Annotated in this window: 13 protein-coding genes; 7 read left to right on the top strand and 6 right to left on the bottom strand. The window is 71.0% G+C overall.

All coding sequences use genetic code 11. From position 1 onward, the window contains the following. Positions 1-132: 132 nt before the first annotated feature. Complete coding sequence (locus ACFVYX_RS09435; protein WP_389680765.1) at positions 133-1713, bottom strand: methylmalonyl-CoA mutase; 1581 nt, start codon at positions 1711-1713, stop codon at positions 133-135. A 204-nt stretch (positions 1714-1917) separates the two neighbouring features. Here ACFVYX_RS09435 and ACFVYX_RS09440 point away from each other — a divergent pair, with 204 nt between their 5' ends. Further along, the gene (locus ACFVYX_RS09440; RefSeq protein WP_389680766.1) at positions 1918-2844 is read left to right on the top strand and encodes a peptidoglycan-binding protein; all 927 of its coding nucleotides are present in this window, start codon (positions 1918-1920) and stop codon (positions 2842-2844) included. 156 nt (positions 2845-3000) lie between these two features. Here ACFVYX_RS09440 and ACFVYX_RS09445 read toward each other — a convergent pair whose 3' ends face one another. Together ACFVYX_RS09445 and ACFVYX_RS09450 are read right to left on the bottom strand one after the other, a co-directional pair. After that, positions 3001-4137 carry a hypothetical protein gene (locus ACFVYX_RS09445; RefSeq protein WP_389680767.1) on the bottom strand — a complete coding sequence of 379 codons (1137 nt, stop codon included), beginning with the start codon at positions 4135-4137 and terminating at the stop codon, positions 3001-3003. After that, a complete protein-coding gene (locus ACFVYX_RS09450; protein WP_389680768.1) occupies positions 4137-4826 on the bottom strand; it encodes an RNA polymerase sigma factor in 690 nt (229 codons plus the stop codon). Before ACFVYX_RS09450 ends, ACFVYX_RS09445 begins: the two co-directional genes overlap by 1 nt. Before the next feature lie 428 nt (positions 4827-5254). Here ACFVYX_RS09450 and ACFVYX_RS09455 point away from each other — a divergent pair, with 428 nt between their 5' ends. After that, on the top strand, positions 5255-5992 hold the full coding sequence (locus tag ACFVYX_RS09455) for a Clp protease N-terminal domain-containing protein (RefSeq protein ID WP_389680769.1): 738 nt from the start codon (positions 5255-5257) through the stop codon (positions 5990-5992). 14 nt (positions 5993-6006) lie between these two features. Here ACFVYX_RS09455 and ACFVYX_RS09460 read toward each other — a convergent pair whose 3' ends face one another. From ACFVYX_RS09460 to ACFVYX_RS09470, 3 genes are all read right to left on the bottom strand, one after another. Next, on the bottom strand, positions 6007-6567 hold the full coding sequence (locus ACFVYX_RS09460; protein ID WP_389680770.1) for a hypothetical protein: 561 nt from the start codon (positions 6565-6567) through the stop codon (positions 6007-6009). Positions 6568-6633: 66 nt separating this feature from the next. Beyond that, on the bottom strand, positions 6634-7380 hold the full coding sequence (locus ACFVYX_RS09465; RefSeq protein ID WP_389680771.1) for a DUF4328 domain-containing protein: 747 nt from the start codon (positions 7378-7380) through the stop codon (positions 6634-6636). Positions 7381-7388: 8 nt separating this feature from the next. Beyond that, positions 7389-9014, bottom strand: a complete 1626-nt coding sequence (locus tag ACFVYX_RS09470) for a family 20 glycosylhydrolase (RefSeq protein WP_389680772.1) — start codon at positions 9012-9014, stop codon at positions 7389-7391. Between the two features lie 137 nt (positions 9015-9151). Here ACFVYX_RS09470 and ACFVYX_RS09475 point away from each other — a divergent pair, with 137 nt between their 5' ends. The 5 genes from ACFVYX_RS09475 (at position 9152) to ACFVYX_RS09495 (ending at position 13395) form a co-directional block, all read left to right on the top strand. Then, entirely contained in the window at positions 9152-9796 is a 645-nt protein-coding gene (locus ACFVYX_RS09475) for a 2-oxo-4-hydroxy-4-carboxy-5-ureidoimidazoline decarboxylase (protein ID WP_389680773.1), read from the top strand. Positions 9797-9988: 192 nt separating this feature from the next. Beyond that, a complete protein-coding gene (gene sdhC / locus ACFVYX_RS09480; RefSeq protein WP_073809812.1) occupies positions 9989-10369 on the top strand; it encodes a succinate dehydrogenase, cytochrome b556 subunit in 381 nt (126 codons plus the stop codon). Between the two features lie 8 nt (positions 10370-10377). Beyond that, complete coding sequence (locus ACFVYX_RS09485) at positions 10378-10857, top strand: succinate dehydrogenase hydrophobic membrane anchor subunit (RefSeq protein WP_389680774.1); 480 nt, start codon at positions 10378-10380, stop codon at positions 10855-10857. Between the two features lie 25 nt (positions 10858-10882). Further along, positions 10883-12637 carry a succinate dehydrogenase flavoprotein subunit gene (gene sdhA / locus ACFVYX_RS09490; RefSeq protein ID WP_389680775.1) on the top strand — a complete coding sequence of 585 codons (1755 nt, stop codon included), beginning with the start codon at positions 10883-10885 and terminating at the stop codon, positions 12635-12637. Next, positions 12637-13395, top strand: coding sequence for a succinate dehydrogenase iron-sulfur subunit (locus tag ACFVYX_RS09495; RefSeq protein ID WP_015035718.1), 759 nt, complete (start codon positions 12637-12639; stop codon positions 13393-13395). The genes sdhA and ACFVYX_RS09495 overlap by 1 nt, the downstream gene beginning before the upstream one ends. Positions 13396-13463: the final 68 nt, after the last annotated feature.

The raw sequence follows: 13463 nt of genomic DNA on the forward strand, positions 1-13463 counted from the left end.
TTCCCCGCCTTATTTTTGTTTTTCTGTCCGCCGCCAGAGGTTTATTGCTTGCTCTTGGCCTCCCCCCCCGCCTCCGCGCCCCCCCCCCCCCCCGGCCCCCCCCCCCGCCTCCGGGTTCCGTATGCCGGAAGATCAGAACGCGTCGGTGGGGACGTACGTGCCCCAGACCTCCCGCAGCGCGCCGCAGACCTCGCCGACCGTGGCCCGGGCCTTGAGGGCGTCCTTCATCGGGTACAGGACGTTGTCCGTCCCCTCGGCCGCCTTCTTCAGGGCGGCGAGCGCCGCGTCCACGGCCGCCTGGTCGCGCTCGGCGCGGAGCCTCGCGAGCCGCTCGGCCTGCTGGGCCTCGATCGCCGGGTCGACGCGCAGCGGCTCGTAGGGCTCCTCGACGTCGACCGTGTAGCGGTTGACGCCGACGACGACCCGCTCGCCGCTGTCGGTCTCCTGGGCGATCCGGTAGGCGGAGCGCTCGATCTCGCTCTTCTGGAAGCCGCGCTCGATCGCGCTGACCGCGCCGCCCATCTCCTCGACCCGGTCCATCAGCTCCAGGGCGGCGGCCTCGACGTCGTCGGTCATCTTCTCGACCACGTACGAGCCGGCGAAGGGGTCGACGGTGGCGGTGACGTCCGTCTCGTACGCGAGGACCTGCTGGGTGCGCAGGGCGAGGCGGGCGGACTTGTCCGTCGGCAGGGCGATGGCCTCGTCGAAGGAGTTGGTGTGCAGCGACTGTGTGCCGCCGAGGACGGCCGCGAGGCCCTGCACGGCGACGCGCACCAGGTTGACCTCGGGCTGCTGGGCGGTGAGCTGGACGCCCGCGGTCTGGGTGTGGAAGCGGAGCATCAGCGACTTGGGGTTCTCCGCGCCGAACTCCTCCTTCATGACCCGGGCCCAGATCCGGCGGGCCGCCCGGAACTTGGCGACCTCCTCCAGGATCGTCGTACGGGCCACGAAGAAGAAGGAGAGCCGGGGCGCGAAGTCGTCGACGTCCATGCCGGCGGCGACGGCGGTCCGTACGTACTCGATGCCGTCGGCGAGGGTGAACGCGATCTCCTGCGCGGGCGAGGCACCGGCCTCGGCCATGTGGTAGCCGGAGATCGAGATGGTGTTCCACTTCGGGATCTCGGCCCTGCAGTACTTGAAGATGTCGGCGATCAGCCGCAGCGAGGGCTTCGGCGGGAAGATGTACGTGCCGCGGGCGATGTACTCCTTGAGCACGTCGTTCTGGATCGTGCCGGTCAGCCGGTCGGCCGGCACGCCCTGCTCCTCGCCGACGAGCTGGTAGAGCAGGAGGAGGAGGGCGCCGGGGGCGTTGATGGTCATCGACGTGGAGACCTTGTCGAGCGGGATCCCGTCGAAGAGGATCCGCATGTCGTCGATCGAGTCGATCGCGACGCCGACCTTGCCGACCTCGCCGTGCGCGAGGGGGGCGTCGGAGTCGTGGCCCATCTGGGTCGGCAGGTCGAAGGCGACGGAGAGGCCCGTCGTGCCGTTGGCGATGAGCTGCTTGTAGCGGGCGTTGGACTCGACGGCCGTGCCGAAGCCCGCGTACTGGCGCATGGTCCAGGGCCGGCCGGTGTACATCGACGGGTACACGCCACGGGTGAAGGGGTACGCGCCGGGTTCGCCCAGCTTCTCCGCGGGATCCCACCCGTCAAGGGCGTCCGGTCCGTAGACCGGTTCGATGGGCAGCCCCGACTCCGACTCGCGCGCCATGCGTTGTGCCTCCCGATAGATCTGCCGGCTGGTCACTCAGCGGTACCGACCTTCGCGACGGACTGTAGCGGCGGCCGTCCCGGGCGGTGGAGAGCAGCACGCTGGGACCTTCCTCACAGCATGCGCGGTCCGTGGTCCGGGTGCGCAACCGCACACGCGCGGAAAGCATCCCTACGTACACACGACACGTCCCGGGGGGCAACGATGAAGCGGTCTTCTTCCGTCATACGCAGAGCGGTACTGGCAGCGGCCTCGGTGGCCCTCGCCACCGCTTGTACGGCCCAGGCGAGCGGCTCCGCGGGCGGCTCGGGAGGCGGCTCGGCGAGTCCGACGAAGGCGCCGACGACCGCCGCCCCGACCGGGGACGGCAAGGCGCCCTCCCCGTCCGCCACGTCGACCGCACCCGCCACCCCGGCCACGGAGGCCCCGACGACCGGGACGACGCCGACCACCGAGGCGTCGACCACCGGGCCCGCGCCGACCACGGAGGCGCCGAGCCCCGAGGTCATGATGCGCGACGGCGACGAGAGCGAGCAGGTCCGGGAGCTCCAGGCGCGGCTGCGGCAGCTCGGTCACTTCGACCGGGCGCCCACCGGTTTCTACGGGACGATGACGGCCGGTGCGGTCAAGGCCTTCCAGAAGAAGCAGGGGCTGGAGCGGACGGGCTCGGTCGACGAGACGACCTGGCGGAAGCTGCTCGGCGCCAGCCGGAAGCCGACGGCCGACGAGCTGAAGCCGTCGACCACCAACAAGCTGGACACGCCCGACGCCCGGTGCCTGACCGGCCGGGTGCTCTGCATCAGCAAGGAGAGCCGGACCCTCGCCTGGATGATCGACGGCAAGGTCGTCTCGGCGATGGACGTCCGCTTCGGCTCGGAGAACACCCCGACCAGGGAGGGCACGTTCAGCGTGGGCTGGAAGGCCCGTGAGTGGACGTCGACGATCTACCACACGCCCATGCCGTACGCGATGTTCTTCAGCGGCGGCCAGGCGGTGCACTACTCGTCGGACTTCGCGGCCCGCGGCTACAACGGGGCCTCGCACGGCTGTGTCAACGTCCGGGACCGGGCGAAGCTCGCGGCCCTCTTCGACCAGGTGAAGGTCGGCGACAAGGTCGTCGTCCACTGGTGAACCGGGAGGGAGGAAGAGAGGGCGCGGGTGGGACCGGGGGAACGTGTCCCACCCGCGCCGGGTGCGCGGAGCCGTAGGTACGGGGGGAACCCCGGCTCGCCGCGCGGCCGATGACCAGTCGGCTCACTCAGTACTGCGCCGACGGGCCGAGAAGTGTTACACCGCGAGCGGAACGCGTGTGGTGACCGCGATTCCGAGGGGCGGCGCGGTGGAGAGCCGGACGGAGTCCGCAGCCGTCCTCGCGGTGTCACGGCGGTCCGTGCCGCCGCTTCCGGCGGAGCCGCCGGCGGAGTCGCCGCGCTTGTCGTCCGGTGCGCGGTCGCGCTCGTCCCGGGGCCGGTCGCCGTTCTTGGCGTCGCCTTCGGAGTCGTCCTTGGAGTCGTCCCTGGACTCGTCCTTGGTGCTGTCCCCGGGCGCGCCCGTGGCGCCGCCCAGGATCCGGTCGCAGTAGCGGCGCAGGGTCTCGCCGCCGCGCAGGCCGGTCGTGAGCTGCTTGCGGCCGGTGGCGTCGAGCCTCCCGGCCCGGTACTCCCGGCAGGCCTTGACGGCCTGCGTCAGGGAGGGTGCCGTCCCCTGGGTCTCGCCGGCGCCGCCGGAACCCGCTCCCGTACCGCCCGGGTGGGTGCCTGTGCCCGCCGTGGTCCCTCCCGGCCGCGGGGTGCCCGGGCCGCCGGTGCTCGTTCCGGGCCCGTCCGGGCTTCCGGTGGGCGGTGCGACGGTGCCGGCGGAGGGGCTCACGCCCGGCGTGGGTTCACCGTCGGCACCCGGTCGCGTCGGGGGCGCCTCGGGGTCCTCGCGTATACCGGGCTCCTTCGAGACGAGGGGGTCGGCCGTCTCCCCCGCCGTGACGGAGCTGGCGGGCGCCGGACCCACCAGCGGCAGCACACCTGTTCCAGCGGCTACGGCGACCCCGCCGACGGTGACGGCGGCGACCGCGGCGGCGAGTCCGAACCGCACGGAACGCCGCCAGCGCCGCGCGGAGGCGGTGGCCGGCGCGAGCCGCACCCGGCCGAGGTCGGCGTGGACGGTACGGCCGGGCGCGCCGGTCACCTCGGGGGCACGGACGGCGGCACGACCGGCGGTGGCCTGCCGGAAGGCGGCGAGCGCGGCGGCCTCGCCCGGCAGTTCGCCGCGCCCGGCCAGGGGCGCGGCCGGGGTGCGGGCCGCTTCGAGTGCCACGGCGAGGCTCTCGGCCTGAGCGCGCGCGTGGTCGTCGACGGCGTCGACCGGCTCGCCGCGGAGCAGCCGCTCCGCGGCCTCCTGGTCGAGCCACTGGTACCGCTCGTCGGCCATCACATGTCCTTCTGCGTACGGGGACGTGATTGCGTCACACCGCGGGGCGGCACGGACCCGGGGAGGCGCCCGCGTTGCGGAGGCACACCGTCCAGCGCGGCGACGGCCTCGGCGGCGCCGTCCGCCCCCTCCGCGTCACCGTCGACACCGAGGAGTTCCGCGAGCTTCTTCAGGCCGCGGTGGGCGGCCGTGCGTACGGCGCCGGGGCGTTTCCCCAGCGTGTCGGCGGCGCTCTTGGCGTCGAGGCCGACGACGACACGCAGGACGACGGCCTCGGCCTGGTCCTGCGGAAGCTGGGCGATCAGCCGCATGGTGTGACCGGTGGCGAGGGCCTCCAGGGCTTCGCCCGCGGTGTCGGACGCGGCGGGCCGCTCGGTGAGTTCGGCCTCGTCGGCGCCGGCGGCGGGGCGCCTGCCGCGCATCCGTATGTGGTCGAGCGCACGGTTGCGGGCGATCCGGGCGGCCCAGCCGCGGAACCGGTCCGCGTCGCCGTCGAATCGGTCGAGGTCGCGGGCGATCTGCAGCCAGGACTCCGAGGCGACGTCCTCCGCGTCGGTGTCGCCGACCAGTGTGCGTATGTAGCCGAGCAGCCGTGGGTGCACGGCGCGGTACACAGCACGGAAGGCGTCCTCGTCCCCGTCCTGCGCAGCGAGCACCGCGGCCGTCAGCTCCGCGTCGTCCCCCAGCACTCCCCAAACCCTGTTCGTCGGTCGCGTCGTCGCCTCATCGCGGCTGGTCACCACCGCCACGCCGCCTCGCGCACCTGCACGCTACGTCGTGTCGCGGCGCCGCGTCCACGCGATCCGGGGTCTTTGTGCAACTTGCAACCTGCGGGCGACGGCGTGCGAGAAGCGTGCGGGGCGCGGGCGCGGGCGGGCGCGCGGGGCGGTGTGACAGAAAACGCACCCTCGGCGCTGAAAGGAGTACGGAGCCGTGCTGCGGCCCCGTGGATGACGACCGGGGCCTCTCCTGTGGGGGGTGGCGGCCCCGGTCGTCTCCCATTTCCCGGGTCTTTCCGGCACCTTCTCGCACGCTCTTCCCGCCCGGGGAGCGGTGCGCCCTCACCACTGTCAACTGACGGTTGACACTGAAGGAGTGTCAACCTACGGTTGCACTCATGACGAATCCAGTCGTTCCGAACGTTCCCGTCCGTCTCGACGAACTCATCGAAGCGATCAAGAAGGTGCACCCCGACGCCCTGGAGCAGCTCTCCGGCGCGGTCATCGCGGCGGACCACCTCGGCGACGTCGCCGACCACCTCATCGGCCACTTCGTGGACCAGGCCCGGCGCTCCGGCGCCTCCTGGACCGACATCGGCCGCAGCATGGGCGTGACCCGGCAGGCGGCCCAGAAGCGTTTCGTCCCCAAGGAGCCGGACGCGGAGAAGACGGACCCGAACGCCGGGTTCAACCGCTTCACCCCCCGCGCCCGGAACGTGGTCATGGCCTCCCAGAACGAGGCCACGGCCGTCGGCAACGCCGAGATCACCCCCGCCCACCTCGCGCTCGGCCTGCTCGCCGAACCCGAGGGAATCGCGGCGTACTGGATCACTTCCCAGGGCGTGACCCTCGACCAGGTCCGTGAGGCCGCCGCCGCGGTCCTGCCGCCCGCCGTCGACGAGCCGCCCGCCCTCGTCCCGTACGACGCGGCGGCGAAGAAGGTCCTGGAGCTGACGTTCCGCGAGGCCCTGCGCCTCGGCCACAACTACGTCGGCACCGAGCACATCCTGCTGGCCCTCCTGGAGCACGAGGACGGCACGGGCGTGCTCACCGGTCTCGGGCTCGACAAGGCGACGGCGGAGCGGCAGATCGCCGAGACCATCGCCTCGGCGACGATCGAGGCGCCCGAGTCCTGACCGGACCGGTTCCCTCAGGCGGTACGGGCCCGGCGCGAGACCACCGCGCGCAGCACCCGGCCGCCCTCGACGGAGAGTTCACGCGCCCGGCGCAGACCGGTCGGGCCGTGGGCGACCGATTCGAGGACGGCCTGCTGGCGGCGGAGTTCCCCAGCGAGCAGCGGGCCCGCGCCGTCCGTGTCCCCGGCCCGGCAGCGCTCGACGAGGCCGTCGGTGATCTCGGCGGCGTCGTACCGGCCGTGCAGGGCGAGGGCCGTGGCCGAGCAGGCGTGGGCCCAGGCGCGGAGGTCGTCGGCTGTCCAGGCCGCCGGTGCGGCGGCCAGCATCCCGCGTACGGCCCCGGCGTCCTCCGTGGCGCCGGTGTCCAGTTCGACCCGGGCCTTGGCGACGGCCTCGCCCCAGACGCTCCCGTCGCCCCGCGCGACGGCCGCCCACACGGGCCGCAGGGCGTCGCCGCGGTCGGCGGCGAGCAGTGGGAGGCAGCGGTCGAGGCACGCGAGACCGGCCGCGGCCAGGCCTCGCTCGTCGGCCCCGTCGATCAGTTCCAGCAGGCTCCGGCCGTTCTCCGACGTCATGGACGCCTCCTCGCCACCCGATGCGGACGCAGTACTTCCTCTACTGCGCCGAGGGGCGCTTTTTCGTCACTGCGCGGCCGGAATCATGCCAGTGGCCTTGGCGTGCTGCATAGAGGTCAGACGCCGGACGAAGAGGATGGCGAGGACGGCGGCGGTGATGTCGAGGACGTAGCCGGCGAGGGACCAGGAGGACGCCGTGACGTAGGCCTCGGGAGTCTCGGCCACCTTGTAGAGCTGCGAGGCGACCCTGTCCACGATCATGTCGGCGACCCAGAACAGCCACCAGCTGTTGAGCAGCAGCAGCTCGCGGGCGCCGTCGGCGCCGTACGGCTGCCAGCGGCTGGCGCGCCAGATGTCGGCGGCGACCCCGCGCGGAATCCACAGGTTGGCGATGGGGATGAACCATCCGCCGATGGCCCAGCCGGGCTTCCGGCCCTGCAGGTCGCCGGCCCATACCTCGGCGTTCTTCCGCAGCCGGTGGAACCAGACGATGAAGACGACCCCGGTCGCCACGTACAGCGTGAACGCCATGCTGTACGCCACGTTCAGGTCGAGAGCCCCGAACACGGCCGGGTCGAAGAAGTCCGTGGCGACGTCGGTGAACAGGAAGCGGAGCTCGATCCCGCCGAGCAGCAGATCGAAGGCGATGTTGCCCGCGAGCAGGCGATGACGGCATACGAAAGGCCGTTCGGGTTGCGGAGCATGGGTGTGCGGTCCCCCCAGGGAAGAATCGGCGCCCCTCCCCGAGGCGCCGGCGGCGGCCGAGCGGCCGCCGCCGGGGGAACGTACGCGATCCGGAGCCGTCGCGTCCACGACGGGTGTCAGCGCACCTTCGTCGCCAGCGTCCGGAACTGGTCCCAGGTCAGGGACGGTTTCGCCGGGTCCCAGACCTTCTGGGCCAAGGCCGTGAGCGGCATGCGGATGCCCTCCGCCACCTGCGCCTGGGTCTGCGACCGGGACAGGTCGCACCAGACCGCGAAGCGGGCCCCGAGGATCTGGGAGTCGTACCGGGCCGGCACCGGGGCCGTGCCGCGCAGGACGAGCGGCGTCCACTGTTCGTAGATGCGGCGGCCCGTGGGGTACGTGAACTGGTTCGGCTCGCCGAGGACGTAGTAGAGGTACTCGTCGTTGAGGTTCACGACCTTGCGGCCCTCGGCCAGGTACTCGGCCGGCGGGCGGGCGCCTATCTCCTTGCCGGTCCAGTACTCGACCTCGATGCGCCGGTCGGCGTCGACGACCCCGCCCCGGAAGAAGCCGTCGTTCCAGGCCTTCGCCACCTTGCCCGTGCCGCGCACCACCGCCGCGCGGTTGTTCAGCCAGCCCTCCGCCAGATCCTGGACGCCTGCCTGGGGCCCGTACCTCTGCCGGGCCGCCGCGGCGAGCTGCGGGTAGGAGGCGGACGGACTGCGGACGGTCAGCGCCTGGTACTCGTCGGCGCCGACGTGGAACCAGCCGCCGGGGAAGAGGGCCGCGTACTCGCGCAGCAGCTCGTCGACGAGCCGCGCGGCGGCGGGCTTGGAGATGTCGATCGCGCCCTGGCGCGGGGTGCCCTGGACATTGCGGAGTTGCAGGTCCGGGTGGGCGCGCAGGACGGCGCCGAGGTGTCCCGGCGAGTCGATCTCGGGCACGACGGTGATGTGCAGGGTCTGCGCGAGGGCGAGGATCCGGCGTACCTCGGCCTTGGTGAGGTGCTCGGCCGAGACGATCTCGGGGTGGGTGTCCGAGGCGATCCGGAAGCCCTGGTCGTCGGAGAAGTGCAGACCGAACTGGTTGAGCTTGAGGTCGGCCATCTCCCGGAGCCGGGCCTCGATCCACTCGGCGGTGAAGAACTTGCGGGCGATGTCGAGGTTCAGTCCGCGCTGGGGCTTCGCGGGGGCGTCGGTGACGGTGCCCTCGGGCATCGCGCCCGAGCCCTTCACCGACTGCTTGAGGGTGCGGGTGCCGTAGAAGACGCCTGCCTCGTCGGGGCCGCTGATCCGGACCCGGTTGTCGCGGACGGTGAGGGTGTACGACTCGGGGGCGCCCTGGGCCCCGAGGGCCAGTTCGACGTCTCCGGGTCCGGCGGCGACGGCGCCCCGGTACGGGATGCCGAGTTCCCCGGCGAGCAGCCTGCCCTCGTCGGCGAGGCCCGCGCTGTTCGCCGCGACGACGACCCCGCCCGTCGGCGCGGGCTTCCAGCCGGGGCCCCGGGCGGCCTCGTGGTCGCGGACGGCGGGAACGGTGCGGGGCGCGGTGGAGAGCGGGTAGGTCCGGGTCGGCGAGGGTGTCGGGCTGGGCCGCGCGCTGGTGGGCGTCGCACTCGCGGACGCGCCGCCGGACGGCGCGGAGGGGGGCGTGGGCGTCCCGGACGGAGATCCGTTGGAGCAGGCCGCCACGGTGACCAGTGTCACCGCGGTCGCCAGGAACGCGGGGCCCCGGTGGGACCCTCGTATGGAGTACCGCATCATTCGGAATCCTCCCGTACGGCGGGCGGTCCGGCCAATCGGCGGAACAGAACCAGATCATCCGTCACTTGTTCCGAAACTCTCCCTTCCGGGTGAAATTCGCGCATCCGTCGGACACTTCCCTCGTCCCGTCGATAACGTTGAGTCACGTCCACCCCACCCGTCCCGGAGTACCGGAGCCCACGCTGACCAGCGACACCCATCTCCCCTACCGGAAGCCGGGCTCCACGGACACGCCTGCCACCCCCGCCATACCCGCCCAGCACAAGGGCCCGGCGCACCGGGACGCACCGCGCGGGCCCCGTGGACTCACCGGATTCAACGCCGCCACGCCCGCCGAGGCCGAAGCGCTGCTGCTCTCCTGCTGCCACAGTCGGCGTTGGGCCGAACGGGTGGCGGCGCACCGCCCGTACCCGACCGTGGACGCCCTCCTCGCCGCCGCCGACGAGGCCGGGTACGACCTGTCCCGCGCCGACCTCGACGAGGCGCTGGCCGCCGAGTCCTCCGCCCTGCCGCGTCCGGACGCCCCGCCGGCCGCCCGGACGGCGCTGCGGGCCGCCCATGCCGCCTACGAGAGCAGCTTCGGGCACGCGTTCGTGATCAGTCTCGACGGGGTGAGCCCCGGGGAGCGGCTCGACCAGGTTTTGGCAGGCATTCGGTCACGTCTCGGCAACGAACCGGAGGAGGAAAGGGTCGTCGCGGCCGAGGAACTGAGGCGGCTGGCCCGCGCCCGGCTGGCCCTCCGGCTCACCGAGGTGCTCACACCCCGACACACCGGACCGTGATTACGTCCGGAATACGGCGATTCCGGCCCCTGCGATAGCCCGTCCGTGCCTCTTTGATCACACCTATGGACCCCGCGCGAGCGAACCGACAAGTCGTCGCTACGATGACCGGGGCCGGAGGACCGTACCCGGCCGGGTCAGACCGACAGAGAAGCCGGCCGACCCTGATCCCCGCTCCCGGAGGGTTTTTCCGTGCCGGCTGGAACGCTGTACCGCGGCCGGGAAGGAATGTGGAGCTGGGTGGCTCATCGAGTCACCGGCGTCCTCATCTTCTTCTTCCTGTTCGTACACGTGCTGGACACCGCTCTCGTCCGCGTCTCCCCCGAGGCGTACGACGAGGTCGTCGCGACCTACAAGACGCCGATCGTCGCTCTTCTGGAGTACGGCCTCGTCGCAGCCATCCTCTTCCACGCGCTGAACGGCCTGCGGGTCATCGCCGTGGACTTCTGGTCCAAGGGCCCGCGCTACCAGAAGCAGATGCTCTGGACCGTCGTGGGCATCTGGGTCGTCCTGATGGCGGGCTCGCTGTACCCCATCCTCGGCCACGCCGCACGTGAACTGTTCGGGAGCTGACGCCAGACATGTCTGCTGACACCACCTCCACCACGATCGGTCCCGTCGAGGGCGGCGCCCACTACGACGTGGACAACCCGGCCCCGTACATCGAGGCCCCCCGCAAGCGCACCGGCAAGACGCCGAAGGCGACCCGCGGCAACTTCGAGATGGCCGCGTGGCTCTTCATGCGCCTCTCGGGCATCGTCCTGGTCGTCCTGGTCCTCGGCCACCTGCTGATCCAGCTCTTCCTCGACGGCGGCGTCTCCAAGATCGGCTTCGCCTTCGTGGCCGGCCGCTGGGCGTCCCCGTTCTGGCAGGTCTGGGACCTCCTGATGCTCTGGCTCGCCATGCTGCACGGCGCCAACGGCCTCCGTACCGTCATCAACGACTACGCGGAGCGGGCCAACACGCGCCTGTGGCTCAAGGGCCTGCTGTACACCGCCACGGTGTTCACCATCCTTCTGGGCACGCTGGTGATCTTCACCTTCGACCCGAACATCCGCTAGGCACGGGGCTGAGGTAATCCACGTCATGAAGATCCACAAGTACGACACCGTCATCGTCGGCGCCGGTGGCGCCGGCATGCGCGCCGCCATCGAGTCGACGAAGCGCAGCCGCACCGCCGTCCTGACGAAGCTCTACCCCACCCGCTCCCACACGGGCGCCGCGCAGGGCGGCATGGCCGCCGCGCTCGCCAACGTGGAGGAGGACAACTGGGAGTGGCACACCTTCGACACGGTCAAGGGCGGTGACTACCTGGTCGACCAGGACGCCGCCGAGATCCTGGCGAAGGAGGCCATCGACGCCGTCCTCGACCTGGAGAAGATGGGCCTGCCGTTCAACCGGACCCCGGACGGCACCATCGACCAGCGCCGCTTCGGCGGCCACTCCCGCAACCACGGCGAGGCCCCGGTCCGCCGGTCCTGCTACGCCGCGGACCGCACCGGCCACATGATCCTCCAGACGCTGTACCAGAACTGCGTCAAGGAGGGCGTGGAGTTCTTCAACGAGTTCTACGTCCTGGACCAGCTGATCACCGAGGTCGACGGCGTCAAGAAGTCCGCCGGTGTGGTCGCGTACGAGCTGGCCACCGGCGAGATCCACATCTTCCAGGCCAAGGCCGTCATCTACGCGTCCGGCGGCACCGGCAAGTTCTTCAAGGTGACCTCCAACGCGCACACGCTGACCGGTGACGGCCAGGCGGCCTGCTTCCGGCGCGGTCTGCCGCTGGAGGACATGGAGTTCTTCCAGTTCCACCCGACGGGCATCTGGCGCATGGGCATCCTGCTGACGGAGGGCGCCCGCGGTGAGGGCGGCATCCTCCGCAACAAGGACGGCGAGCGCTTCATGGAGAAGTACGCGCCGGTCATGAAGGACCTCGCGTCCCGTGACGTCGTCTCCCGCTCCATCTACACGGAGATCCGCGAGGGCCGCGGCTGCGGTCCCGAGGGCGACCACGTCTTCCTCGACCTGACGCACCTTCCGCCGGAGCAGCTCGACGCCAAGCTCCCGGACATCACCGAGTTCGCCCGTACGTACCTCGGCATCGAGCCGTACACGGACCCGATCCCGATCCAGCCCACCGCGCACTACGCCATGGGCGGCATCCCGACCAACGTCGAGGGTGAGGTCCTCGCGGACAACACCACCGTCGTCCCGGGCCTGTACGCGGCCGGCGAGGTCGCCTGCGTGTCGGTGCACGGCGCCAACCGCCTCGGCACCAACTCGCTGCTCGACATCAACGTCTTCGGCAAGCGCTCCGGCATCGCCGCCGCCGAGTACTCCGCCAAGAACGACTTCGTCGAGCTGCCGGAGAACCCGGAGTCCCTCGTCGTCGCGCAGATCGAGAAGCTGCGCAACTCCACGGGCAACGAGCGGGTCGCCGACCTGCGCCGCGAGCTCCAGGAGACGATGGACGCCAACGTGATGGTGTTCCGCACGGAGCAGACCATCAAGACGGCCGTCGAGAAGATCGCCGAACTGCGCGAGCGCTACGAGAACGTGTCCATCCAGGACAAGGGCAAGCGCTTCAACACGGACCTCCTTGAGGCCATGGAGCTGGGCAACCTGCTCGAACTAGCCGAGGTCATGGCCGTCTCGGCCCTGGCGCGCAAGGAGTCCCGCGGCGGTCACTACCGCGAGGACTACCCCAACCGCGACGACGTCAACTTCATGCGCCACACCATGGCGTACCGCGAGGTCGGCGAGGACGGCTCCGAGACCGTCCGTCTCGACTACAAGCCGGTCGTCCAGACCCGCTACCAGCCGATGGAGCGTAAGTACTGATGGCTACTCCCGTACTGGACAAGGTGGAGAAGGACTCCGCCGCCTCCCCGTACATCACGGTCACGATGCGGATCCGCCGCTTCAACCCCGAGGTGTCGGACGCGTCGGTCTGGGAGGACTTCCAGATCGAGATCGACCCGAAGGAGCGTGTGCTCGACGCCCTCCACAAGATCAAGTGGGACGTCGACGGCACGCTGACCTTCCGCCGCTCGTGCGCGCACGGCATCTGCGGCTCGGACGCGATGCGGATCAACGGCAAGAACAGGCTCGCCTGCAAGACGCTGATCAAGGACATCAACCCCGAGAAGCCCATCACGGTCGAGGCCATCAAGGGCCTCACGGTGCTGAAGGACCTCGTCGTCGACATGGAGCCCTTCTTCCAGGCGTACCGGGACGTCATGCCGTTCCTGGTCACCAAGGGCAACGAGCCGACGCGTGAGCGTCTGCAGTCCGCCGAGGACCGCGAGCGCTTCGACGACACCACCAAGTGCATCCTGTGCGCCGCGTGCACGTCGTCCTGCCCGGTCTTCTGGAACGACGGCCAGTACTTCGGTCCGGCCGCGATCGTCAACGCGCACCGCTTCATCTTCGACTCGCGTGACGAGGCGGGCGAGCAGCGCCTGGAGATCCTGAACGACAAGGACGGCGTGTGGCGCTGCCGCACGACGTTCAACTGCACCGACGCGTGCCCGCGCGGCATCGAGGTCACGAAGGCCATCCAGGAAGTGAAGCGCGCGCTGATCACGCGTCGTTTCTGACGTCCCGTTCGGCCGTCAAGGCCCGCTTCTGTACGCTGCGGCGTGCAGGAGCGGGCTTTTTCTTTGCG

The organism is Streptomyces sp. NPDC058326, assembly GCF_042879855.1.
Taxonomy (GTDB): domain Bacteria; phylum Actinomycetota; class Actinomycetes; order Streptomycetales; family Streptomycetaceae; genus Streptomyces.